The sequence below is a fragment of the Pseudomonas sp. MWU13-2862 genome, assembly GCF_023242495.1.
GTDB lineage: Bacteria > Pseudomonadota > Gammaproteobacteria > Pseudomonadales > Pseudomonadaceae > Aquipseudomonas > Aquipseudomonas gingeri_D.
On the sequence record NZ_JALMEZ010000007.1, the window covers coordinates 340,706 to 365,470 of the forward strand.

Annotated in this window: 21 protein-coding genes, 1 tRNA gene and 2 pseudogenes; 13 read left to right on the forward strand and 11 right to left on the reverse strand. The window is 61.9% G+C overall.

All coding sequences use genetic code 11. From position 1 onward, the window contains the following. Window positions 1–38: 38 nt before the first annotated feature. Window positions 39–1,010 (forward strand): LysR family transcriptional regulator, encoded by a 972-nt coding sequence (locus tag M5C56_RS15285; RefSeq protein ID WP_103494141.1) that lies wholly within the window; start codon window positions 39–41, stop codon window positions 1,008–1,010. A gap of 24 nt (window positions 1,011–1,034) precedes the next feature. Here the strand turns inward: M5C56_RS15285 and M5C56_RS15290 are convergent. The 5 genes and pseudogenes from M5C56_RS15290 to M5C56_RS15310 all read right to left on the reverse strand — a co-directional run. After that, window positions 1,035–1,172 (reverse strand): annotated as a pseudogene (locus M5C56_RS15290) (type VI secretion system contractile sheath small subunit); the annotation flags it as partial. Window positions 1,173–1,537: 365 nt separating this feature from the next. Continuing rightward, on the reverse strand, window positions 1,538–2,815 hold the full coding sequence (locus M5C56_RS15295; RefSeq protein ID WP_103494097.1) for an HlyD family efflux transporter periplasmic adaptor subunit: 1,278 nt from the start codon (window positions 2,813–2,815) through the stop codon (window positions 1,538–1,540). Continuing rightward, window positions 2,805–4,295: a TolC family protein gene (locus tag M5C56_RS15300; protein WP_103494098.1), complete on the reverse strand. Its 1,491-nt coding sequence runs from the start codon at window positions 4,293–4,295 to the stop codon at window positions 2,805–2,807. The genes M5C56_RS15295 and M5C56_RS15300 overlap by 11 nt, the downstream gene beginning before the upstream one ends. Further along, entirely contained in the window at window positions 4,288–5,487 is a 1,200-nt protein-coding gene (locus M5C56_RS15305; protein WP_103494099.1) for an ABC transporter permease, read from the reverse strand. Before M5C56_RS15305 ends, M5C56_RS15300 begins: the two co-directional genes overlap by 8 nt. Then, window positions 5,484–6,188, reverse strand: a complete 705-nt coding sequence (locus tag M5C56_RS15310) for an ABC transporter ATP-binding protein (protein ID WP_103494100.1) — start codon at window positions 6,186–6,188, stop codon at window positions 5,484–5,486. Before M5C56_RS15310 ends, M5C56_RS15305 begins: the two co-directional genes overlap by 4 nt. Window positions 6,189–6,654: 466 nt before the next feature. Here M5C56_RS15310 and M5C56_RS15315 point away from each other — a divergent pair, with 466 nt between their 5' ends. From M5C56_RS15315 to M5C56_RS15350, 8 genes are all read left to right on the forward strand, one after another. Next, window positions 6,655–7,410 (forward strand): TetR/AcrR family transcriptional regulator, encoded by a 756-nt coding sequence (locus M5C56_RS15315; protein WP_103494101.1) that lies wholly within the window; start codon window positions 6,655–6,657, stop codon window positions 7,408–7,410. Window positions 7,411–7,586: 176 nt separating this feature from the next. After that, window positions 7,587–10,652, forward strand: a complete 3,066-nt coding sequence (gene fdnG, locus M5C56_RS15320) for a formate dehydrogenase-N subunit alpha (RefSeq protein ID WP_247263184.1) — start codon at window positions 7,587–7,589, stop codon at window positions 10,650–10,652. Next, the gene (fdxH, locus tag M5C56_RS15325) at window positions 10,652–11,593 is read left to right on the forward strand and encodes a formate dehydrogenase subunit beta (protein ID WP_103494104.1); all 942 of its coding nucleotides are present in this window, start codon (window positions 10,652–10,654) and stop codon (window positions 11,591–11,593) included. Before fdnG ends, fdxH begins: the two co-directional genes overlap by 1 nt. Continuing rightward, window positions 11,590–12,243 (forward strand): formate dehydrogenase subunit gamma, encoded by a 654-nt coding sequence (locus tag M5C56_RS15330; protein ID WP_103494105.1) that lies wholly within the window; start codon window positions 11,590–11,592, stop codon window positions 12,241–12,243. Before fdxH ends, M5C56_RS15330 begins: the two co-directional genes overlap by 4 nt. A gap of 4 nt (window positions 12,244–12,247) precedes the next feature. Continuing rightward, a complete protein-coding gene (gene fdhE, locus M5C56_RS15335; RefSeq protein WP_103494106.1) occupies window positions 12,248–13,171 on the forward strand; it encodes a formate dehydrogenase accessory protein FdhE in 924 nt (307 codons plus the stop codon). Window positions 13,172–13,254: 83 nt separating this feature from the next. Beyond that, window positions 13,255–14,742, forward strand: a complete 1,488-nt coding sequence (selA, locus tag M5C56_RS15340; protein WP_103494107.1) for an L-seryl-tRNA(Sec) selenium transferase — start codon at window positions 13,255–13,257, stop codon at window positions 14,740–14,742. Next, a complete protein-coding gene (gene selB, locus M5C56_RS15345; RefSeq protein WP_103494108.1) occupies window positions 14,739–16,664 on the forward strand; it encodes a selenocysteine-specific translation elongation factor in 1,926 nt (641 codons plus the stop codon). The genes selA and selB overlap by 4 nt, the downstream gene beginning before the upstream one ends. Before the next feature lie 114 nt (window positions 16,665–16,778). Further along, window positions 16,779–16,874 (forward strand) — tRNA-Sec (locus M5C56_RS15350). A 101-nt stretch (window positions 16,875–16,975) separates the two neighbouring features. Here M5C56_RS15350 and M5C56_RS15355 read toward each other — a convergent pair. After that, complete coding sequence (locus M5C56_RS15355) at window positions 16,976–17,590, reverse strand: TetR/AcrR family transcriptional regulator (protein WP_103494109.1); 615 nt, start codon at window positions 17,588–17,590, stop codon at window positions 16,976–16,978. 146 nt (window positions 17,591–17,736) lie between these two features. Here M5C56_RS15355 and M5C56_RS15360 point away from each other — a divergent pair, with 146 nt between their 5' ends. From M5C56_RS15360 to M5C56_RS15375, 4 genes are all read left to right on the forward strand, one after another. Then, on the forward strand, window positions 17,737–18,177 hold the full coding sequence (locus tag M5C56_RS15360) for a hotdog fold domain-containing protein (RefSeq protein WP_103494110.1): 441 nt from the start codon (window positions 17,737–17,739) through the stop codon (window positions 18,175–18,177). Window positions 18,178–18,257: 80 nt separating this feature from the next. Further along, window positions 18,258–18,668: a DUF2946 domain-containing protein gene (locus M5C56_RS15365; RefSeq protein WP_103494111.1), complete on the forward strand. Its 411-nt coding sequence runs from the start codon at window positions 18,258–18,260 to the stop codon at window positions 18,666–18,668. A gap of 125 nt (window positions 18,669–18,793) precedes the next feature. Then, on the forward strand, window positions 18,794–19,399 hold the full coding sequence (locus M5C56_RS15370; protein WP_103494112.1) for an SCO family protein: 606 nt from the start codon (window positions 18,794–18,796) through the stop codon (window positions 19,397–19,399). Window positions 19,400–19,428: 29 nt separating this feature from the next. Next, on the forward strand, window positions 19,429–19,887 hold the full coding sequence (locus tag M5C56_RS15375) for a copper chaperone PCu(A)C (protein ID WP_103494142.1): 459 nt from the start codon (window positions 19,429–19,431) through the stop codon (window positions 19,885–19,887). Between the two features lie 75 nt (window positions 19,888–19,962). On the opposite strand, the pseudogene M5C56_RS32485 reads toward M5C56_RS15375, so the two are convergent. The 5 genes and pseudogenes from M5C56_RS32485 to M5C56_RS15400 all read right to left on the reverse strand — a co-directional run. Beyond that, a pseudogene (locus M5C56_RS32485) lies at window positions 19,963–20,094 on the reverse strand (type VI secretion system protein TssA); the annotation flags it as partial. 372 nt (window positions 20,095–20,466) lie between these two features. Next, entirely contained in the window at window positions 20,467–20,823 is a 357-nt protein-coding gene (locus M5C56_RS15385; protein WP_103494114.1) for a DUF1640 domain-containing protein, read from the reverse strand. 297 nt (window positions 20,824–21,120) lie between these two features. Further along, window positions 21,121–23,121 (reverse strand): U32 family peptidase, encoded by a 2,001-nt coding sequence (locus tag M5C56_RS15390; protein WP_103494115.1) that lies wholly within the window; start codon window positions 23,119–23,121, stop codon window positions 21,121–21,123. A gap of 122 nt (window positions 23,122–23,243) precedes the next feature. After that, window positions 23,244–23,624 (reverse strand): RidA family protein, encoded by a 381-nt coding sequence (locus tag M5C56_RS15395; RefSeq protein WP_103494116.1) that lies wholly within the window; start codon window positions 23,622–23,624, stop codon window positions 23,244–23,246. Window positions 23,625–23,696: 72 nt separating this feature from the next. Next, entirely contained in the window at window positions 23,697–24,752 is a 1,056-nt protein-coding gene (locus M5C56_RS15400) for a sulfotransferase (RefSeq protein ID WP_218171190.1), read from the reverse strand. Window positions 24,753–24,765 lie beyond the last annotated feature (13 nt).

Sequence of the window (24,765 nt, forward strand, 5' to 3'; positions counted from 1 at the left end):
AAGCCTGTTGAATATGTGGTTCGAGGTCAATAAGCATGATGGAAACCCAGCTTTCCAATTCTGGAAACCCGGCGCCGAAACCTGGACAGCGAGCGCCCTTGGCACTCAGTGGACTGGACTTCAAATTACTCAAAGTGTTCAAGGCGGTGGTCGAGGCCGGGGGCTTCAGCGCGGCTCAGAATGAGCTGAATGTGGGGCTGGCCGCCATCAGCAAGCAGATTTCCGACTTGGAAATCCGCATTGGCATGCGCCTGTGTACCCGTGGACGAGAGGGTTTTTGCCTGACCGAAGAGGGCAGTCTGGTGTACCAGGCATCAATTGATTTGTTTGCCTCGGTCGACAACTTTCGCGACCGACTTAGTTCGGCCCAGAACGAACTGATCGGCGACTTGAGTGTAGGCGTCGTGGACAATACTATTTCCGACCTTAATTCTCCGTTAGTTGCCGCGCTGCGCAAGATTCACGATGAGTCACCGAAAGTAAGATTTCGCCTGCACGCGGCACAGTTGGATGAAGTGGAGCGAGGGGTTGTAGAAGGTCGTTATATTGCGGGGATAGTACCGGTTTATCAAAAAAGAGAAGAGTTTGATTATTTCACGCTCTATGAGGAGCGGGCCGAGGTTTACTGTGGTGTCGGACACCCGCTGTTCGACTCGGAAGACGCGCTCAGCAGTGTCGAAGTGCTGCGTGAGTACCCGTTCGTCAACCACCGTTATGCCATCCATCGCGACAAACTCGACTTTGTCACCTACGACAGCTTTTCCGCCTCGGCGTCCCAGGTGGAGGCTGTGGCGATGCTGGTCCAGACCGGGCGTTTTCTTGGCTTCCTGCCGCAGCACTATGCCGCCCCGTTGGTGGCCAAAGGCTTATTGCGGGCCTTGATGCCGGAGCGGGTCAGCTATTGCACTCCCTTCAATCTGATCCTGCGCCACAACACGACGCGCAGCCCGCTGGTCAAGGCTTTCGCCCAGGCCCTGGGGGTAGATCTCAAAGCGCCGTTGCAGCGGTAGGGGCGAGCTGAAGCCGCCAACCCGCTTGCCCAATACCCGCTCATGGACCTCATTGTTAAGCAGCACGCTTTCAATCACTTGCCGAAAGCCGGGCTCGTCGTACAACGGTCCCTTGAGTGCGACCAAGGCATCGCGCAGTGCCATCAACTTGCTCAAAGGGGGCCCCGAGTTCGGCGCAGCACCGTTGCCGGGACCTGGCCCGAGAGTGCCCCGGGTGTTCGCCTTGATGGCGGCGGGCGGTAATGGGTCGCAATCTTCATTGGACATGACGGGTTCTCTACAGAATAGGCGCACTGCGTAAGGAGAACAGAGGGTAAAAAGCTCGACCTTTTTAGTCTAAAGCAGGCTCAGCCGGGTGCTAGTTATGAGCGGATTTTAATAGCCGTCATATTTACGTATATATACGTAGGAGCTTTCTAGAAAGCCGCTCTTCTTGTAGGTAAAACGCCCTTGAGCAACAGGAAGCTTCATCGGGAAGAACGGGACGTTTTAACCCATGTTGCCCATTGCCCTCCGTCGTCAGCACGTCACTCCAACAGCCGCACAAACCCGGGTTGTAAACCGAACACCTCGACGCCTTCCGGTGTCGCCTGGCCGGTGGTGACCGCCACGCGCTTGACCGGCTGACCCACCGCCTCGCGGTATTCCACCTCAAGGCCGTTATCGACATGCTGGAGCGCCGCGGGCGGCAGCACGATCGCCTGCTCGTTGCGGTAGGTGATGATGGTCAGCCGGGCACTCATGCCCAGCCGGACCCTTTGCAACTGCTCCTTGCTCAGTTTCGGCACCGAGAGCGTCACCGGGAACTGTGCGCCGCCGCCGGGCGCATCGCTGGGCAGCGCCAGGCTGCTGACGATATCGACGGCGCCGTCGAGGCGCACACCGTCGAAACCGTCTCCCAGGATCTCGACGCTCTGACCTTGATGCAGTTGGTTGATGTCCAGCTCAGAGACCTTGCTGACGATCTTCAACTGCTCGATATTGGCCAGGCCGAACAAGACCTGCCCCTGGGTGACCCGGCTGCCGTTCTGCACCGGCCCGGCGCTGCTGGCTGTCGAGCCTTGCGGGCCGGACACCCCCGGAGCCGGCACGACGATACCGGCAAACGGTGCCAACACATTCTTTCCCTCAAGCAGGGTGCGCAAGGCTTCGTACTTGACCGTGGTATTGGTCAATTCCATATCGGCGATCTGGCGATATTCGCCCTTGCCCTGGTCCAGGGCCTGTTGCAGATCACCCTGGGCCGCCGCCAGATCCAGGCGCTGGGTTTGCAGTTGCTGCTGCAGATCGTCCAGCTCGCCACGGGCGATGATGCCGCGCTGGAGCAGGGTCTGGCTTTCGCGCAGCTTGCGCTCGTTGTTGCCGACGGACATTTCCACCGCCCTGAGCGAGCGCCGGGCGCGGGCCACCTGCTGGCTGTTGTTCCAGTCCTGCAACTCCTGGACGGCGCGGCGTGCCTTGAGCTGGGCGGACAAGGCGTCGCGCAGCTGGATTTCCAGCAGCGCCGGGTCCATCTGCACCAGTGTCTGCCCGGACTCGACCCGCTGTCCCTGTTCCACCAGCACGGCGCGCACATTTCCGTCGAAGGGCGCGGTAAGGGTGATGGTTTTCTGCGGCTCGATCTTGCCCACCAGGCCGATCTGGTGGACCAGCGGCGCGGTCTGCACCGGGATCCACTGGCCGTTCTTCGGCGGATCGGCAGCCGGGGCGCGATAGCCGATCACCGTGGCGGCGACGACGACCACCAGGCCCAGTGCGCCGCCTTGCAACCAGCGTTTGCGGCGGGTCGTTGTGTCAGTAGTCATTGAGCGCAATGTCCCAGCTCTCCAGAGTCATGCCCAGGGTCAGATCCAACTGGGTCTGGGCGTTCAAATAGGCAATCAGGGCATTGAGTCGGGCGTTTTCGGCGTTACGCAGGTCGCCTTCATAGCTCAGGACCTGAAAGTTGCTGGAGCGCCCGGCACTGAGCTTTTCCCGCTCGATATCCAGCTTGCGCCGTGAAAGGTCGACGGCGCGCTGGGCGATCTCGTATTGCCGCCAGCGGGTGCCGAGGTCGCGCACCACGTCATTGACGCTGCGCTCCAGCGCTTGCTTGGCATCGGCGAGCGTGATCTGCTGATTCTCGACATCGATCCGGGCATGCACTTCGGCCTGGCGGGTACTGAGGTCGCCGATGGGGATCTGCACCTGCACGCCGGCGTAGCTGTCCCAACGGCGGCTGCCGACGTTGCCGAGGTCATTGTCGGTGCGATCGCGAATCTGGTTGGCCCCGGCGATCAGCGACACATCCCAACGGCTCTGGTCCTTGGCGATCACCAGGTTCAGGTCGGCCTGCTGGCTGCCGAGCAAGGACGCCAGGTAGTCCGGCTGCTGGACCTGGGCCACGCGAAAGGCGTCCTGCTTGTCGATGTTGACCCGGTTGGCTTCCAGCGCCTCGGTGGCGTGGATCGGCGTGGACAGGTCGAGGGCCAGCAGGCGCAATAGCGACAGGCGATTGATATCCACCTGGTTGCGGGCTTCCTCGACGCCCAGCTCCTGGGTGGCGATATCGGCTTCGGTCTGGACGATTTCGAACTCGGCCATGCGACCCGCGGCGATCAGCGCCTTGTTCACATCCAGCAGGGCACGGGCGCGCTTGAGCGCGTCCTGGGTAATGGTCAGTTGTTCCTGGGACCTGAGCACTTCCCGGTAGGCGGTGATAATGTCGCTGATGGTCTGCGCGACGTTGGACTTGAGGCTAAGGCGGTTGACCTGCTCGGCGATCCGCGCCACCCGCAGTGGGGCGGTGGTCACATCCCAGCCGGCCCCCCTCAGCAGGGGCTGGATAATTGCCAGGTCGAGGCCGTCGCTGCGATAACGACCGGCGACATCGGCATTGGTCAGTTGTTGGGTCCAGGCCATGCTCAGGCGGGTGCCGTACTCGCTGAGCAGGCTGGTGGTCGGCGAAAGGGTGGTATTGCGCGAGCTGTCCTTGGAACCCCGGTTCGCTTGATAGGTGCCGCTGAGCAACAGCTTGGGATTGAACACATCTTCGGAAACCCGCAGGTCGAACTTCTGCGCGATCCGTTGCAGGTAGGCGCTGCGAATGCTGCGGTTGTTGCGCAGACCCAGGTACACCGCGTCCCCCAGGGTCAGGTCGGTATTCTGCTGGCTCAACAATACGCCACGGGCCTGATTGTTGCGCAGGCTTGGAGCTGACGGCTGGCCGACCAGAGCGTCGGCGGCCAGCGCCGGGCAGCCCGACAGGCAGAGCAGCAGAGCCATCCATGGCCGGGGTCTATTCATCGCGCAGGGCCTCCACCGGTTGCAGTCGTGATGCTGAAATCGCCGGGTAAAGGCCGAAAAACAGGCCCACCAGCAGGGTACTCCCGACCCCCAATGGCAGCGACAGCACCGCCAGGGAGAATTGCCAGGCGGATATCCGTGCATACAGGTAGGCCGCGGCCATGCCGAGCAGCGCACCGCAGAACGCACCGACGGCGGTCAGGCTGACCGCCTCCAGCAGAAACAGGTTACGGATATCCTTGCGCCGCGCCCCCAGCGCCATGCGCACACCGATTTCCCGGCGGCGCTCGGAGACGTTCATCAGCATCACATTCATCACCCCGACACCGCCGCCGACCAGGGAGATGCCGCCCAGGGCCATCAGCAGGTAGCCGAAGGTCCGGCTTTGCCGGGTCATGCCGTCAATCATCTGTTGCGGTACCTGGACCTCGACCTGGCGGCCCCTGAGGCGCTGTTTCAAGGCCTGGGTCAGGGCATCGGCGACTTGATTGGTGTCCTGGCCGGGGGCCACCCGCACGATGAGATTGCTGATCTGCGGGTCGCTCATGATTCGCCCCAGGCCTTCAAGGGGGAGAAACAGCGAGTCGTCGGCCTGCACCGGAATCAGGATGGCCGGCGGTTGGCTGCGGGCGATGCCGATCACCTGGAACAGGTAGTCATTGATGCGGATGCGTTCGCCCAGGCGCAGCGGGTCGCCGGGTTTGCTCAAGGCCTGGGCGATCTTGTGCCCGACCACGACATAGGTTTCGCCGTGATCGAAGTCGGAGATAAAGCGTCCTTCATCCAGTTGCAGGCGCATGGCCCCCATCAACTGGGCGGTGCTGCCCACCAGATTGGCGTTGCTGGCCCGGCCGTGAAACACCACCGCGGCGCTGGACAGGGTGATCGGGGCGATCTCCAGCAGGCCTGGCAACGCCGTGTTCAACGACGACACATCGAGGGTCGCCGGCATCGACGTGCGTACATCGGCATTGCCGGGAAACTGCACCGACAACGTATCGGTGCCCATGTCCTTGAAGATCGCCGAGGCTTCCTGGGCCGCGTTGTGGCCGATATTGATCAGGGCGATCACCGATGAACTGCCGATGACAATCCCCAGCAAGGCCAGGAGCGAGCGTTTACCCAAGGTCCTCAGGCTGACAAAGGCCTCGTGGAGCAACTGGCTGGCACTTTGTTCGACCTGCACGCTCATGCCGGGCAGGCCTCGCGTATCACGCCGTTGTGCACCCGGATCTGCCGCCCCAGGCGTTGGGCGATCTGCGGGTCGTGGGTGACGATGATCAGCGTGACCTGGCGGACGCGATTGAGCTCCAGCAACAGGTCCATGATTTCCCGGGCGGTGCTGCTGTCGAGGTTGCCGGTGGGTTCGTCGGCGAGGATCACCGAAGGTTCCCCCACCAGCGCCCGGGCAATCGCCACCCGTTGGCGCTGGCCGCCGGAGAGGTCGGCGGGGCGATGGTGCGCGCGCGCCTCCAGGCCGACCTGTTCGAGCATGGCCATGGCCCGGGTCAGTGACTCGCCACGGGGGACACCGCGATAACTCAGGGGCAGGGCGACATTGTCCAGGGCGCTGAGGCGCGCCAGCAGGTTGAAACTCTGGAAGACGAAGCCGATCTGCCGGTTGCGGATCGCCGCCAACTGGTCGGGGCTGGAGTGGAAGATGTCATGGCCGGCAAAACGATAGTGGCCGCTGTCGGGCAGGTCGAGCAACCCGAGGATATTGAGCAGGGTGCTTTTGCCCGAACCGGAAGCGCCGAGAATGGCACAGCTTTCACCGGCCTCGATGGACAGCGAGACATTGTCGAGAATGGTGAGGGTTTGCTCGGCGAGGCGATAACGCTTGGCGATGCCCTGCAGGGAGATGAAGCCTTCGTGAGCAATCGTGTCTGTCATCGCTGATCGCGCCGGCCGGCTTGACCCGGCAGGAGCCTCCGTCCCGGGCGCTTTGTGGGACGCTCAGGCGGTTCTCGGGGCAGGGACAAGCACAAGGTTTATTTTATTGTTTCAAATAATTGTTTGAATAGTAACCGTGATCTTGGGGCGACGCCAGCCGCCGGGTTCAAGGAAGGCCAAGACATTTCAGGCAGGGCTTTGTGACAACTGGATACATTTTATTGGTCGGTCAAGCCGGCCGCGACGAGTGCAGGCACTAGCCTTGCTCACGAGGGACAGCCTGGACACAGTTGCCTCCAACTGTGTCTTTTTGAACCCAAATAGAATGGTTTTCAAACACCCGATAAGACACGGTACCCGGCGTAGAGGCTTGCTTTCAAAGGTTTTCACGGGTATAAAAAATCAAATTTATTTTTAAAACACTGTTCATCCGGTCAAATTTTCACCCCGCAAAGGCTCCTCACATATGGTCGCAAAGAAACTCAGTGCCCCGAATGTCACCAAGACCCGACTACTGGATGCCACGGAGGCACTGTTTATCAAATACGGCTACGACGCCGTGTTATTGCGCCAGATCACGGAGCGCGCCCAGGTCAACCTGGCCGCGGTGAACTATCACTTCGGGGACAAGGATTCCCTGATGACCGCCTTGCTCATGCAGCGCCTCGGGCCGCTCAACGAGCAGCGCCTGGAACTGTTGGCCAAATGCGAGGAACAGGCGGACGGCCCGCTGGACTGCGAGACCCTGCTGGGGGTTCTGTTCGCCCCGGCCATGGGCCTGGAACGCAGCGGCGATGGTGATGAAAGCCGCTCCTTCATTCGTTTTCTGGGGCGGGTCTACAGCGATACCTCACCCTTTATCCAGGAGTACCTCAAGGAGCATTACCAGCCGGTTTTCGAGCGTTTCTTCAAGGCCTTTGCCCTGGCGCTGCCGGATATGCCGCGCAATGAAGTCGGGGTGCGCCTGCAATTCGCCCTCAAGGCGATTTCCGGGGTGATTGCCGGGACCGAGCTGCGTTTCCTGATGCAGGCCATGAGCCTGGGGCGCCCGGCCACGGATGCCGAAGTCATGGCCAAGCTGATCAGCCTGGTCTCGGCCGCCATCCATGCGCCGATGCAGGACCGCAAAGCCGAGCAGGCGCTGGAGCGCGTGCTGCAGACCCAACGCTCGATTCGCCAGCAGGGCGTGCCGGTCACGGCCAAGGTGGCCGGCAAGCCATAGCGGATTGATCCCTCGTGTATTGGCGCGCCCATGTTTGAGCCGATACCGATGATCAGGTCACGTCGCACAATCGCCAATCATGGCTAGAGTGAAACTGACGGCAATTGTGCCGCCACCGTGATCGTTTCAAAGAGCCCGGCACCTGACCGGGACCTTCACCTGATCGGGAGTACGCGATGGATCTCAACCGTCGTCAGTTCTTCAAGGTCGCCGCCATCGGCCTTGGAGGCTCGAGTCTGGCCGCGTTGGGCATGGCCCCGACGCCCGCCTTCGCCGAGCAAGTGCGCCACTTCAAACTCACCCATACCCATGAAACCCGCAACACCTGCCCGTATTGCTCGGTCGGTTGCGGGCTGATCATGTACAGCCAGGGTGATACCGCGAAGAACGTGGTCCAGGACATCATCCATATCGAGGGCGATGCCGACCATCCGGTCAATCGCGGCACCCTGTGCCCCAAAGGCGCCGGCCTGCTGGACTTCATCCACAGCCCTGATCGCCTCAAGTACCCGCAGGTACGCAAGCCGGGCAGCCAGGAATGGACCCGGGTTTCCTGGGATGAGGCGCTGGACCGCGTCAGCGACCTGATCAAGGCCGACCGCGACGCCAACTTCATCGAGAAGAACGCCCAGGGGCAGACGGTCAACCGCTGGCTGACCACCGGATTTCTCGCCGCTTCGGCGGCGTCCAACGAAGCCGGTTACCTGACCCACAAGGTCATTCGCAGTCTCGGCATGCTGGGGTTCGACAACCAGGCACGTGTCTGACACGGCCCGACGGTGGCAAGTCTTGCCCCGACGTACGGCCGTGGCGCCATGACCAACACCTGGACCGATATCGCCAACGCGAATCTGATCCTGGTAATGGGTGGCAATGCCGCTGAAGCGCATCCGTGCGGCTTCAAATGGGTGACCGAAGCCAAGGCCCACAACCAGGCACGCCTGATCGTGGTCGACCCGCGGTTTACCCGGACCGCCTCGGTGGCCGACTATTACGCGCCGATCCGTACCGGCAGCGATATCGCCTTTATGGGCGGGCTGATCAATTTCCTGCTGACCGAGGACAAGATCCAGCACGAATATGTGCGCAACTACACCGACGTATCGTTTATCGTCAAAGCCGGCTTCGGCTTCGAGGACGGGCTGTTCAGCGGCTACGATGCGGCCAGCCGCACCTATACCGACAAGTCCTCCTGGGGGTATGAGCTGGGCGAGGACGGTTTCGCCAAGGTCGACCCGAGCCTGCAACACGAGCGCTGCGTCTACCAGCTGATGAAACGGCACTACAGCCGCTACAGCCTGGAACTGGCGAGCCAGACCTGCGGCATGCCCCAGGACGCCATGCGCAAGATCTGGGACGAAATCGCCACCTGCTCGCAACCGGGCAAGACCATGACGATTCTCTATGCCCTGGGTTGGACCCAGCACTCCATCGGCTCGCAGATCATCCGCAGTGCGGCCATGGTCCAGCTGTTGCTGGGTAACGTCGGCATGCCCGGCGGCGGGGTCAATGCCTTGCGCGGTCACTCCAATATCCAGGGGCTGACGGACCTCGGGCTGTTGTCCAATTCGCTGCCCGGCTACCTGACCCTGGCTTCCGATGCCGAGCAGGACTACGACACCTATATCGCCAAGCGCGCCCTCAAACCCTTGCGCCCCGGCCAGTTGTCCTACTGGCAGAACTACGGCAAGTTCCATGTCAGCCTGATGAAAGCCTGGTATGGCGCCAATGCCACCGCCGAAAACCACTGGGGCTACGACTGGCTGCCCAAGCTCGACAACCCTGGCTACGACATCCTGCGCATGTTCGACCGGATGGGCCAGGGGCTGGTCAACGGCTATATCTGCCAGGGCTTCAACCCGATTGCCGCGCTGCCCGACAAGAACCGGGTGACCGCGGCGCTGGGCAAACTCAAGTGGCTGGTGGTGATGGATCCGCTGTCCACTGAAACCTCGGAGTTCTGGCGCAACGCCGGACCTTACAACGATGTCGACACCGGCAGTATCCAGACCGAGGTCATTCGCTTTCCGACCACCTGCTTCGCCGAGGAAGATGGCTCGCTGACCAATAGCAGCCGCTGGCTGCAATGGCACTGGAAAGGCGCCGAGGGGCCTGGGGAAACCCGCACCGACGTGAAGATCATGAGCGAACTGTTCCTGCGTCTGCGCAAACGTTATCAGGCCGATGGCGGCGCTTTCCCCGAGCCGATCCTCAAGCTCAGCTGGCCGTACAAGATCGCTGATGAACCGTCACCGGAGGAACTGGCGCGGGAAATCAACGGTTACGCCAGCGCGGACTTCACCGATGCCACGGGGACTGCCATGAAGGCCGGCCAGCAACTGGCCGGATTCGCCCAGCTCAAGGACGACGGCAGCACCGCTTCGGGCTGCTGGATCTTCTGCGGCAGCTGGACCGAGCAGGGCAACCAGATGGCCCGGCGCGACAACAGCGATCCCTACGGCATGAAACAGCACCTGGGTTGGGCCTGGGCCTGGCCGATGAACCGGCGCATTCTCTACAACCGTGCGTCCGCCGACACCCAGGGCAAGCCCTGGTCGCCGGAAAAACGCCTGGTGTGGTGGAACGGCAAGGCCTGGGGCGGCACCGACGTGCCCGACTACAAACCCGATGTACCGCCGGAAGCCGGGATGAACCCGTTCATCATGAACCCCGAGGGCGTGGCGCGGTTCTTTGCCGTGGACAAGATGGCCGAAGGGCCGTTCCCGGAGCATTACGAGCCGTTCGAAACCCCCATCGGCATCAACCCGCTGCACCCGGACAACAAGAGGGTCACCAGCAACCCGGCGGCCCGGATCTTCGATTCGGTCTGGGACAGTCTGGGCGTGGCGAAGGATTTCCCCTATGCCGCGACCACTTACCGGCTGACCGAACATTTCCACTTCTGGAGCAAGCACTGCAAGCTCAACGCCATTGCCCAGCCCGAGCAGTTCGTCGAGATCGGCGAGCTCCTGGCCAAGGAGAAGGGCATCGTGGCCGGCGACCGGGTGCGGGTCAGCTCCAAGCGCGGGCATATCGAGGCGGTGGCGGTGGTGACCAAACGGATTCGGCCGCTGCAGGTCAACAACCAGGTCGTGCACCACATCGGCATCCCGTTGCACTGGGGATTCACCGGGGTGGCGCGGCATGGCTACCTGACCAACACCCTGGTGCCGTTCCTCGGCGATGGTAATTCACAGACCCCGGAATCCAAGTCATTCCTGGTCAACGTGGAGAAAATCTGATGGCCAGCCAAGACATCATTGCCCGTTCGGCGACCACCACCTTGCCGCCCTCCGTGCGCCAGCAGGAAGAAGTCGCCAAACTGATCGACACCACCAAGTGCATCGGCTGCAAGGCCTGCCAGGTGGCGTGTTCGGAATGGAACGAGCTGCGCGACGAGGTCGGCCATAACCATGGCACCTACGACAACCCCCAGGACCTGAGTGCCGAAAGCTGGACCCTGATGCGCTTCACCGAGCATGAAAATGCCGCCGGCAACCTGGAGTGGCTGATCCGCAAGGACGGTTGCATGCACTGCGCCGACCCCGGCTGCCTGAAGGCCTGCCCCAGCCCGGGGGCGATCATCAAGCACGCCAATGGCATCGTCGATTTCAACCAGGACCATTGCATCGGTTGCGGTTACTGCATCACCGGTTGCCCCTTCGACATACCGCGCATCTCGCAGAAGGACCACAAGGCCTACAAGTGCACGCTGTGTTCGGACCGGGTGGCGGTGGGACTGGAGCCGGCCTGTGTGAAAACCTGCCCGACCGGGGCGATTGTCTTTGGCAGCAAGGAGGACATGAAGGAGCACGCCGCCGAACGCATTGTCGACCTCAAGTCCCGCGGCTTCGACCAGGCCGGCTTGTACGACCCGGCCGGGGTCGGCGGCACCCATGTGATGTACGTGCTGCACCACGCCGACCAGCCGTCGCTGTACGCCGGCCTGCCGAACCAGCCGAGTATCAGCCCCTTTGTCGAATTGTGGAAAGGCATCAGCAAGCCCCTGGGCCTGCTGGCGATGGGCGCCGCGGTGCTGGCGGGCTTTTTCCACTACGTGCGCATCGGCCCGCAACGGGTGGAGGAGGATGAGCATCCGGCCCCCCCGGACAGCAGCGTCCATCAGGTCGATCCGAGCGTGCATGTCTTTGATCCGAAAACCGGTGAGGAGCCACGGCCATGAGCGACAAGCCGATCCTGCGTTATACCGCCAACCAGCGCACCAACCACTGGCTGGTGGCGATCCTGTTCTTTATGGCCGGCCTGTCCGGGCTGGCGCTGTTTCACCCGTCGTTGTTCTGGCTCAGCCAACTGTTCGGCGGCGGTCCCTGGACCCGTATCCTGCATCCGTTCATGGGCCTGCTGATGTTCGTGCTGTTCCTCGGATTGGTGATCCGCTTCTGGCGGGCCAACTTCTTTATCGCCAACGACCGCTTGTGGCTCAAACGGGTAGATCGGGTGATCCGTAACGAGGAGGAGGGCGTACCGCCGATCGGCAAGTACAACCCCGGGCAGAAACTGCTGTTCTGGACGCTGCTGGCTTGCATGTTGGTCCTGCTGTTCAGCGGCGTGGTGATCTGGCGGGCGTATTTCAGCCAGTACTTCGGCATCGGCAGCATTCGCCTGGCGGTGTTGCTCCATGCCCTGGCGGCGTTCGTACTGGTGTTGAGCATCATCGTGCATATTTATGCCGGTATCTGGATCAAGGGCTCGGTCGGGGCCATGCTGCATGGCTGGGTCAGTCGTGCCTGGGCACGCAAACACCATGAGTTGTGGTACCGCGAGGTGACCCGGAACGAAGCCTCGACCGCCGAGCCACGGAAAAAGGGATAAGCGCTTGAGCACGATATTGGAACCTGGACAGATCGAGGCTTCGGCCAGTTCGCCGCCGTTTCTGCATCTGCCGCCGCCGACGCTGTTCGCCCTGCGCGCAGCGCGGCTGGAGCAGTTGGCGGTCGGGCATCCGCTGGCCGAATATATCGGACTGGTGGCCGGGCTTTGTCGGGTGCAGCAGCAACTGCTGGATCAACCGCCAAGCACCGCGCTTCCCGATCCTGAGCGCCAGCGGCTGTGCCTGGAGCATGGCCTGCCGCCGCTGGCTGCTGACAGCCTGGTGCGCGAAGACCTTTGGCTGCCTTGGCTGGACGCCTTGTTGTCGGGTCATGCCACCCGTGTCCCCGCCGTGCGACAGGCCATCAGCACTTTGCAGGACACCTGGGGCGGGCAACGTAAAGTCTGGGCGCTGGCCTTGCTCGGGGGCCAGTATTCCGGCCTGCCGGCAGCCTTGGTGCCGTTTCTCGGGGCGGCCTTGCAGGCGGCCTGGAGCTATTGGCTGCTGAGCGTGCCGAACCTGGCCTTGAAACCCGGCGACAGCCTGAGCCAATGCCCGGCCTGCGGTTCGCCGGCCATGGCCGGGGTGATCCGCCACCGGGGCAAGTTCAATGGCCTGCGTTACCTGGTGTGTTCACTGTGCGCCTGCGAGTGGCATGTGGTACGGGTCAAATGCATCTACTGCGAACAGAGCAAGGGACTCAAGTACCTGAGCCTGGGGGATGACGGCCACGAAGCGGGTCATGCACCGTTGCGGGCGGAAATCTGCCCGGGCTGTAACAGCTATCTCAAGCTGCTCTATCTGGAAGAAGATGCCGAGGCCGAGGGGCTGTCAGCTGATATCACCAGCCTGGCGCTGGATATTCGTCTCGATCAGGAAGGGTATCTGCGCCAGGCACCCAACCTGTTGCTGGCGCCAGGGGGCGATTAGGCGATGGCGTCGTGCCCCTCCCTCAAGGAACGAGCGAGGCGTCTACACTCAGGTTTCCGCATCGCGTCTTCAGGAAACCGCTGATGTCCTCGAGCCTTGCCGCTGTCCCGCCACGTCTGCCTTCCATCGATAGCCTGCTGCGCGACCCCGCTTGCCAGCCCCTGGCCGAGCGCTATGGTCGGGATGCCTTGCTGACAACCTTGCGGCAGTTGCTCGATGAACTGCGTGAACCGGTCCGTTCGGGCCAGCTCACGGCCAACGAACTGACCCCGCCCGTTCTGGCGGGCCGAGCCGGCGAACGCCTGTTCAACCAGCACCGCAGCCGTGTGCAACGGGTGTTCAACCTGACCGGCACGGTGCTGCACACCAACCTCGGCCGGGCGCTGCTGCCCGAAGAAGCCATAGACGCCATGCAAATCGCCGCCCGTTACCCGCTCAATCTCGAATTCGACCTGCGCAGCGGCAAGCGTGGCGACCGTGACGACCTGATCGAAGGCCTGATTCGCGAACTGACCGGCGCCGAAGCCGTCACCGTGGTCAACAACAATGCCGCCGCCGTGCTGCTGGCCCTCAACAGCCTCGGGCAACGCAAGGAAGGCATCATCTCCCGGGGCGAGTTGATCGAGATAGGCGGGGCCTTTCGCATCCCCGATATCATGGCCCGCGCCGGTGTCCGCCTGCATGAGGTGGGCACCACCAATCGCACCCATGCCCGAGACTACGAAACCGCCATCGGCCCACGTAGCGGCCTGTTGATGCGGGTGCACGCCAGCAACTACAACATCCAGGGCTTTACTGCCCAGGTGCCCACCGCCCGGTTGGCAGAGATTGCCCATCGCCATGGCTTGCCGTTGCTGGAAGACCTGGGCAGCGGCAGCCTGCTCGACCTCACACGCTGGGGCCTGCCCGCCGAACCCACGGTGCGCCAGGCGCTGGAAGACGGCGCCGATATTGTCACCTTCAGCGGCGACAAATTGCTCGGTGGGCCCCAGGCCGGGTTGATTGTCGGGCGCAAGGAGTTGATCGCGAAGATCAAGAAGAACCCGTTGAAACGGGCGTTGCGGGTCGACAAGCTGACCCTCGCCGCGCTGGAGGCGGTGCTGGGGTTGTACCGTAACCCGGACCGATTGGCTGAACGTTTGCCCAGCTTGCGCCTGCTGACCCGACCCCAGGCGGAGATCCTTGCCCAGGCCGAGCGTCTGCGTCCGTTGTTGGCCGGCGTCTTGGGGGAGGGCTGGAGCGTCTCGGCGATGCCGGCGCTGGGCATGATCGGCAGCGGTAGCCAACCGGTGGCGCGGCTGCCCAGCGCGGCCTTGTGCCTGCGGGCGAATACCTCGAAGCGCCTGCGCGGACGCAGTTTGCATGGGCTGGAGGCGGCGTTGCGGGGGTTGCCGATTCCGGTGTTGGGGCGCATCGATGATGATGCCTTGTGGCTGGATCTGCGTCAGTTGGATGACGAGGCGGTCTGGGTGGCGCAGCTTGCGGGGTTGAACCTCGGGACCGCGTCATCGTTCATCGCGAGCAAGCTTGCTCCTACAAAAAGCGGGCCGCAGGGGAGTCGGACGAGGTGATCGTCGGCACGGCGGGGCATATCGACCATGGCAAGACGAGCCTGCTCCAGGCGCTGACCGGTCAGGCCGGCGACAAGCGCCGCGAGGAGCGCGAACGCGGCATCACCATCGATCTGGGTTACCTCTATGCCTCGCTGGAGCCCGGCTGCGCGCTGACCGGTTTTATCGATGTGCCCGGCCATGAGCGATTTATCCATAACATGCTGGCCGGCGCCCAGGGGATCGACCTGGTGTTGCTGGTGGTGGCCGCCGATGACGGGGTGATGCCCCAGACCCGCGAGCACCTGGCGATTGTCGAGCTGCTGGGCATTCCCCGGGCATTGGTGGCGATCAGCAAGTGCGACCGGGTGGAGCCTGCGCGCAGGGCCCAGGTGCGCACCGAGATCCAGGCATTGCTGGCGTCCGGCCCTTATGCCCGGGCACCCTTTATCGAGGTTTCCAGTGTCACCGGTGAGGGTATCGAGACCTTGCGCCAAGCGTTGCTCGAAGCCCAGGGCGAGGTCCGGCGACGCAGTGATGAGGGCGGCTTTCGCCTGGCGATCGACCGCGCCTTCAATGTACCGGGCAGCGGTATCGTGGTCACCGGCACGGCTTTGTCCGGTCACGTTGGAGCCGGTGATGTCCTGGCCCTTGGACCTACCGGCAAAGCGGTGCGGGTCCGTGGTCTGCACGCGCAGAATCAGGCGGCAAGCAAGGCGTTCGCCGGGCAGCGGGTCGCTTTGAACTTGAGTGCCGAGCGCCTGGCGCTCGAGCAGATTCATCGCGGTCACTGGCTGCTGTCCGAGTGGCTGCATGCCCCGACCCAGCGGCTGGATATCGAACTGCGACTGCTCGCCAGTGAAACCCGCCGGTTCGAACACTTCAGTTCGGTGCACATTCACTTGGGCACCCAGGATGTACTGGGCCGGGTGGCTTTGCTGGATACCACGCAGTTGGCGCCGGGAGGCCTAGCCTTTGCCCAGTTGCTGACCCATGCACCCTTGCAGGCCGTGCACGGTGACCGTCTGGTGTTGCGTGATCAAAGCGCACAACGGACCCTCGGTGGTGGCCGGGTGCTGGATCCCTTTGCGCCAACCCGTCAGCGCCGCAGCCCCGAGCGCCTGGCGCAGTTGCAGGCCTTGGCGCAGGCCCAAAGCCTGGAGACGGTATTGCCGACATTACTTGCCGGCAGCACCGGGGGTCTTGATCCACAACGCCTGGAGCGTCAGTTCAATCGTCCGCGCAACAGCTGGACGCTGCCCGCCGATATCAGTGTGATCGCCACGCGCCAAGGCTCGTTGTTGTTCAGCAGCACAGGTTGGCAAGCCCAGAAGGACGCCTTGCTCGCGCAACTGGCACGCTTTCACAGCCTGGAGCCCGATCAATTGGGGCCGGACCGCGATCGCCTGCGGCGTTTCGCCGCCTTGGCGCTGGAACGACCGGCATTTATCAGCCTGCTGGACTCGCTGCTCGACGACGCAGCGATTGCAGCAAGCGGCCCCTGGTTGCATTTGCCCGACCATCAGGTCCGCCTGAGCGCAGACGACGAGAACTTGTGGCAACAGCTGCAACCGCTGCTGGACCAGGGCGCAATCGATCCTCCGTGGGTACGCACCCTGGCACTGTCGACCGGGCAGGATGAAAACGCCGTACGCTTGCTGCTGCGCAAGCTGGCGAGGCTGGGGCAGGTGTACCAGGTGGTGCACGATCGTTTTTACACGGAGGCGGCGGTCCGGCAATTGGCGGCTATGCTGGTGCAATTGGCGGCGGATAATCCGACGGTACAGGTGATCGCCTTTCGTGATCGGCTGGGCCTGGGGCGTAAACGCTGTATTCAGATATTGGAGTTTTTCGATCGGATCGGCCTGACCCGGCGTGTCGGCAACTTGCGCTTTATTCGTGCTGACAACGCACTGGCCCGGAGTGCGCCGCAAAACCTGTAGGAGCCTGGCTTGCCAGCGAAGAGGCCCTTGAGAGCGCTAAAAGCTTCGCTGGCAAGCCAGGCTCCTACAGGTTTGTAGCGTGCCCAAGGCCTCGTCCAGGCGTACAGATTTCAAGGAAGGCAATCGCGCCCGGTGGCGCGGCCGGGCTTCAAACCCGGTTGGGGACGGCATCCGTTCCCGGGCAGGTTCGACTCCGGCTGCCTTCCGCCACTTTGTGGGAGCGGAGCTTGCCCGCGAAGACGACCGTGAGGTCGCTTAAAGCTTCGTGGGCAAGCTCCGCTCCCAAAGGTTCTGCATCAGTCTTTGAAAGACTAGATCTGCAGCGAGCGCCAGGCCGCTTCGGCCAACTCGTTCCGGAAAGTCACGGGGCGACTCTGGACCCGCCCGGATAACCAGGCCCGGCAATAGTTCTCCGCCTGCCCGACAATCAACGACAGCAACAGCTCGGCCGGAACATTCTTGAGGCCGTCGGCATGGGCCGGCTCGCCCAGCCATTCGCGCAACTGTCGGTTACGCGCCTTGTTACGGGTGGCCAGCTCCGTGGCATGGGGCCCCTGGGCCACGACAAAACGCGCCTGGAACTGGAATCGTGCCCATTGCGGTTGCGCGTCGACCCAATCGACATAGCTGTACACCAACGCCTGCACACCGTCCTGCAATGTCTCGGCAGCCGAGAGATAACGCTCACGCAAACCGGCCTGGTCTTCCAGTGCGGCGAAAAACAGCGCCGCCACCAGCCCCTCCTTGTTGCCGAAGTGGTGATAGATCGCTCCCACGCTGGTGTCGCATTCGGCGCGGATGGTTTCGATGGTCGTGGCTTCGATCCCGTGCTCGTTAAAGCTGGACAGGGCCTGCGCCAGGATCGCGCGTTTCAGTTCGGCCCGACGGCCCGGGTAACAGCGTTCGAGAAGATCGAGGTTTTCCATGGAAGCAACAACCTGAAGTCCGGTGGCAAGGCAGCAATCTTATGAAACAGAAGCCTGAGCTTGACAGATTTTCCATTAACAGAATATTGTTCTTTTACAGAATATTATTCTGTTAATCGAACAAGACACCCACCGAGGTACACCCGATGAGCCAGTTCCTGAGTATGTTCACCAGTGCAGGTCCGGAAAAATTCAGTCAGATGGCCTGCCAGATCGCCCCGTACTTCAGCACCATCAATCCGTTGATCAGCGAGCTACGCGCCGGGCATTCGCAGGTGCTGGTGCCGTTTCGTCGGGAAATCACCAATCACCTGGGTACTGTCCACGCCATTGCCCTGTGCAACGCCGCCGAGCTGGCAGCCGGGGTGATGACCGATGTGTCGATTCCCGAGGGTGCGCGCTGGATTCCCAAGGGCATGAGCGTGGAGTACCTGGCCAAGGCCAAGACCGACGTACGTGCCGTGGCCGATGGCAGTGCGGTTGACTGGTCGACGGCGGGAGACAAGATCGTCGTGGTGGACATTCGTGACGAGGAGGGTGTGCAGGTATTCACGGCGCGGATCACCATGAACGTCAAGCTGGCGTAAGCGTTGAACCCGTGGTGCGGCGCCCGATGTGCCATTTTGTCGCACCACCGGCCACAGCGACGGTGTTACATTCTGCGCCCATGAAACCCATCCCGTCCCTTCGACCGTCCGGCCGCCGCCGCACCGGTGCCTGGCTCAGCTTGCTGGCCATGCTGCTGGTCTTCGCCGGCCCGCTGATCGGGCAGGGGCTGAGCCTGGCCCACGGTGCCGGTCCGGCGATCGAGGATATCTGCGGCGCCGTGCCCGGCCTGAACCCGGTGGCGCAGCAAGACTCCGTCCCGGTGGATCATCACGGGACGATGCTCTGGGAAAAGTGCGGTTATTGCTCGCTGCTGTTCCAACACCCGGCCCTGAGCGACTCCCATGCCCTGGCACCTCGCCTGGCACTGGTCCCGATCAGCTTTGCCCACAACCACTTCATCCCCGAGCAAGCCTCGGCCCCGGTTTTTCCGGGGGCCCGTTCTCGTGCACCGCCTCAGGCCAGCGTCTGATCCGCCGCACCGATCATTGTCGAAACGATCTGCTGCCGATAAACCCGACGCCCTGATGTGCGTCAATGTGCATTTATCCGGCAACGCCAGGCCGCGACATCGCTCCATACGAAGGACTACAGAACATGAATGAATTGCTGACTCGCCGCCAGGTCGTTGCCGGCCTTGGCCTGCTCGGCCTCGGCGCGCTGACCGGCTGCGACAGCTCCAACCGCTTGTCGTACAAATACGGCAAGGACCTGAGCGACGAGATCCTCGGGCGGACCTTCAAGCTGAAGGACACCGCGGGCAACGTCAAAACGCTGTCCAGTTACCGCGGCATGATGCCGATGGTGTTTTTCGGCTTCACCCAGTGCCCGGCCGTCTGCCCGACCGCGCTGGCCAGGGCGGTACAGGCTAAGAAGCTGATGGGCGTGGACGGCGATCGATTGCAGGTGATCTTCATCACCCTGGACCCGGAACGCGATACGCCCAAGGTCCTCGATGCCTATGTAAAGGCCTTCGACCCGAGCTTTGTCGCGCTCTACGGCACCCTGGAAGAAACCGCGGCCACCGCCAAGGAATTCAAGGTGTTCTACGAAAAGATCCCCAGCGGTTCGACCTACACGCTGTCCCATTCGGCGACCAGTTTTGTCTATGACACGCGGGGCGTACTGCGCCTGGGACTGTCGCCATCGCTGTCGGCCAAACAGTGCGCCGAAGACTTGCTCACGGTGATGGAAGTCTGCTGATGAATACTCGAATTTATAAGGTTGCGGCCATGAAACCCTTGAACGTCCTGATGTTGTCCCTGCTCGCGTTGCTGAGTGGCCCGGCCTTTGCACAAACCCGCGTGGATGACGCCTGGGTCCGCGCCACCGTACCCGGTCAGCCTTCGACCGGGGCCTTTATGCGGATCACCTCAAGTGACAACGCCAAGCTGCTGGAGGCGAAATCGCCGGCGGCCAAGATCGTGCAGATCCACCAGTCGAAGATGGACAATGACGTGATGAGCATGCAGCCGGTGGCGTTCGTGCCGTTGCCGGCGGGCAAGACCGTGGCCATCGAGCCTGAGGGGTATCACGTGATGCTGATCGACTTGGTGGGGCAGGTGAAGGAGGGCGACGAAGTGCCGCTGACCCTGGTGGTGGAAAACGCCAAGGGTGTCAAGGAATCCATTGAAGTCAAGGCCCGCGCCCGGGCACTGAACAGCATGGCCGATCACGGCGACATGCACTGAAGGTAGACGCCGTATTCAAGGCAAGACCCCGAGCAATCGCCAGATCCGCTGGATATCGGGGTCGGCCTTGATCAACTAGCCAGGCAGTTCCGGCAGCTCCATATTCCCCTAATCCACTGCACGGTTGATCAGGTAGGGCACCGGGCTGTGGGGCTCGACCCGTTTCAGATAGTCGGAAATAACCTTCAACTGCCGGTAGGCGGCCTGGGGTGACGCCGCCATGGGGTTGGCCAGGCTCTGGCACATGCCGAAGGGCATGATATTGACCTGGGGAAACAGAAACCGCTGGAAGCTCATGATGGTCAATCACTGGGTGAGGAATGCCCATGCGGCTTACCAGACAGTTGGCTTTGGCAGCGTTCGCGGCTGCTGCTGGACGCCGATCAGCACGGAACCAATCCGCACTGCCGGCAGAGCCTGCCACCCTCGCGGTCTGGGGCAATACACCGGCAGCACAACAGGCCGCGGTGACCGCCATTCGCAACAATACCGCGGGGGCGTCGGTCAACTGGACCGCCGGTGAAAGACTGGCATTCACAACAGCCGACGTTGCCGGAGCGATATTTGTATAGTGGGTGGTCAGGATGACCTGGCCAGTAACTCAAGCCCCATTTTCAGCAGCGGTACCGCGACACAAATAAAAATCAGGCCGAACTGCCAGCGCAGGATTTTGTTCTGCGACTCCAGCCCCGAAATGGAAGAGCGCAGTTCGGCGCCCTGTTCCTTGATCAGTGCGCGCAATTCGACGCCGTGCTCCCTGATGGCTGACCCCAGCTCCGAGATGGAGGCTTTGAGGTGTGTCTCGGTTTGTTGCAAGTCAGATTTTGACGCGAGATTTTCCACATCGGCCTCCCAGGCATCTACAACTGCCTTGGCCTTGTTTGCCGGAATGGTGGCAGCTGTCAGTGCATCGTATAAGGTAAGCGATAGTTTCATCATGCCTCCTGCAATTGACAAGTGACCGGAGACATCTCATGACGGCTGCCCCAAGGGCTTGTAGCCATCATCAACATAGCCTTCCTGGCCGTGTGCTGTGAACAACAGCGATCCAGTCCATAGACTCGACTAAACCTGCCAGGATAGATAGTCGGACATTTCCTGGTGTTGCGTAGGTTTGAGAGGCGCATGAGGGTGTATTCAGGAGCGCCCTCGAACAGATGTTGTACCGCATGACTCAGACGCCTGAAAACGGGGAGCTTTAGCTCCCCGTCCTTTTGTCAGCCCCTCATACTCTCAGTGCGGCGCCCGATGAATCGTCTTGAGCAGATCTTCAGGACTGATATGCCCAACGACTTGCTGCACGCCGCTGCCTGGTAGCGGCAGGTCAAGGATATGGCCCTTGATCTTCCCGACTACGTGCATCTCACAAGGCTTGCAGTCGAACTTCAGCGTCAGCACTTCGTCACCGTGGATCAGCTGCATCGGCGCGACCTTGGTGCGCACGCCCGTCACACCCTTGGCCTGCTTGGGGCAGAGGTTGAAGGAGAAACGCAGGCAGTGCTTGGTGATCATCACCGGCACCTCACCGGTCTCCTCGTGCGCCTCGAAGGCCGCATCGATCAGCTTGACGCCGTGACGGTGATAGAAGTCGCGGGCCTTCTGGTTGTAGACGTTGGCCAGGAACGACAGATGCGAATCCGGGTACACCGGTGGCGGCGTGGTCTCGGCCTTGCGGCTGCCCCGTGGGTGCGCGGCCACACGGGCCACGGTCAGCGCTTCGATCACTTCACGGCGCAAGGTCTTGAGCTGCGAATTAGGAATGAAATACGCCTGTGGCGCATCCAGCTTGATATCGGTGGCGTGGTACTGGGTGGTGCCCAGTTGGCCGAGCAGGTCCTGCAATTGCTCCAGGGCCTGTTCCGGTTTGTTGGCCAGACCGAACGGACCGTCCAGGGCAACGCTGGCGCTGACGCCTTCTTCGCTGGTGGCGGTCAGTTCCAGGCGTTCTTCGCGCAGACGAGCCACCCACGAAAGGCCGATCCGGCGTTCGGCGGAGGTCTTGAGCAGGGCTTGCTGCCAGTTGTGGTCCAGGTTACGGCTCAGCGGATGGTTCGGCCGCAGGTTGTGCAGCCCGGCCGGCATCTCGTTGGGCTCGACGCGGTAGCGATAGCGCTTCTCGCCATCTTCTTCGAATTCGCCCTTGGGTTCGGCGATGTTGGCGCGGAAGCCCACTACCTCGCGCTTGACCTGCACATTGAGGCCGTCGCCGTTGGACAGCGGCTCATGGGTCACCACCTGCATATCGCGCTTGCCGACTTTCTCCACCACGCCCACCGGCAGGCCGGTGAAGGTTGGGGTGTCGAAGGCACCAATGTCGATCTTGCGATCACTGACAAAGTAGTCGGTGCTGCCACGATGGAAGGTTTTCTCCGGATCGGGCAAGAAGAAATGCGCGGTACGACCACTGGAAGCACGGGCCAGGTCCGGGCGGTCTTCGAGGACGTCGTCCAGGCGCTGGCGGTAGTAGGCGGTGATGTTCTTCACATAGCCCATGTCCTTGTAGCGCCCCTCGATCTTGAACGAGCGCACGCCGGCTTCGACCAGGGCGCGAATATTGGCGCTCTGGTTGTTGTCCTTCATCGACAGCAGGTGCTTCTCAAAGGCGACCACACGACCCTGGTCATCTTTCAGGGTGTAGGGCAGGCGACACGCCTGGGAGCAATCGCCACGGTTGGCGCTACGGCCATTCTGCGCGTGGGAGATATTGCATTGACCGGAGAACGCCACGCACAACGCGCCGTGAATGAAGAACTCGACTGCGGCATCGGTCTCGTCGGCGATGGCGCGGATCTCTTGCAGGTTCAGCTCGCGGGCCAGTACCAGCTGCGAGAAGCCGGCCTGGTCGAGGAACTTCGCCCGTGCCAGGGTGCGGATATCGGTCTGGGTGCTGGCATGCAGCTCGATGGGCGGAATATCCAGCTCCATAACGCCCAGGTCCTGGACGATCAAGGCATCGACGCCGGCATCGTAGAGCTGATGGATCAGCTTGCGGGCCGGTTCCAGTTCGTTGTCGTGCAGGATCGTGTTGATCGTGGTGAACACCCGGGCGTGGTAACGACGGGCGAACTCCACCAATCCGGCGATATCGCTCACTTCGTTGCAGGCGTTGTGGCGCGCGCCGAAGCTCGGGCCGCCGATATACACGGCATCAGCGCCATGCAGGATGGCCTCGCGGGCGATAGCTACGTCGCGGGCGGGGCTGAGCAATTCCAGGTGATGCTTGGGTAGGGACATGTTTTTTTAGTCAGGCTTCACGGTCAAGGCGTGCATTGTAGCGGCGAAACGCCTGACCGACACCCGAATGCTGCCAGTCGGCGACCACTCGCTGAGCGCGGCCGCCGGATAAAACCGCGAACTCAGCCCTTGGCGGCCATCGCGGTGACTTCCACCCGCATGCCTTCGACCGCCAAGGCCGCCACGCCAACGGCTGCGCGCACCGGCCAGGGCTTGGCGAAGAAGCGTTTATAGACTTCGTTGAAGGCGGGGCGATCGGCGATGTCGGTGAGGTAGATGGTCAGGTGCAGAACCCGGTCCATGGAACTGCCGGCTTTTTCCAGTGCCACTTTGAGCGCCTGTAGCGTGCACTCGCTCTGCAGGGTGATGTCGCCCAGTTCCAGGCTGCCGTCGGCACGGGTAGGGATCTGGGTGGAGACCAGCAGGCCGCCGAAACCGGCAACATCGGAGGAGATGGAATCCGCGTCGGGGTCGGGAAGGAAGGTAATGTCTTGGTTCGCCATGAAATTCTCTTGCTTGAGGTGGGATAGGCGGATTATGCCGATTTGCCCGGCTACTCCGCCATCCGCCTGGCGTTATCGACTTCGCTCAAGCCGACTGCGCACCGAGGCCAGGTAGTCCACGCGGTATTGACGCAAAATGTAGTCTTGGAAATTCTTCTGTTCCAAGTCTTGCCAGGCAAATTTGCGGGCGTCACCTGAGCGCTCGGCGGCGTCCACCAACATGTGCGTGTCAAAGGCGAAATTGGCCTCGGTCATGGGCTCATAGCCATATCGCAACATGAACTCCTTGGCCAGGGTCTCGATAACCTCGATCTCCTGGGTGCTCAGTTGCCCTTTGAATTTATCAATATTCGTGGTGATCGGCGAAGAGCTGTTGGATGACCAAAGCGCCGACATTTTCGAAATCTGCCTTGCCTCCCGGGATTCGGAGATGTCGAGCATTTTGTCGAGAAATTCAATGCCGAAAAAATGGCAGATCTGCTTGAGCGTCGATTCTTCATCGAGCAGGAAATCTTCATAGCGTATGGTCAATACGCGCCCGGGGTAACGCTCGATCAAGGATTGCGCCGCTCGATGCGCCGCCACCCAGGTTTGTGCATTGATCAAGGTGTCGAAGTCATGAATGATCGCGCGATTCATTGAAGCGACCTGCGCACGGGGGTCACGGACAACATTGAGCAGCAGCATATTGGGGAAAAGCTGCATGAGTTCATGGGCGTAGTGCACATCGTCGAGCGACTTGTCCATCGCCACATGGGCGTGCTGCTGTTCCGCCGCGCATAACAGCAACTCCCAGGTAATCCGATGCACGCTTCGCGGCTCGTGGCGAACCCGCTCGAAAATATCGATCGGATCGAAAGCGCTACCGGGCCATTTGACGATGCTGGCGGCCTGCAGACCGACAACATCGACCACCATGCGAAAGTAGGCGTTGTCATCGGCGATATCACCGTACAGGGGAACAATCGGCATATAGTCAGCGATGTGCAACGGATAAGGTGAAAAGAACTGCGGATTAAGATTGAGACGTAGGCGCAGAGCATGACTACCGCAGCGACGCAACGGGATCATCAAGATGGGCCGTGGGCGCGCATTGCCAGTGGACACAGGTTTGTCGGTCACGTTCACGTCGTTCTCCTTG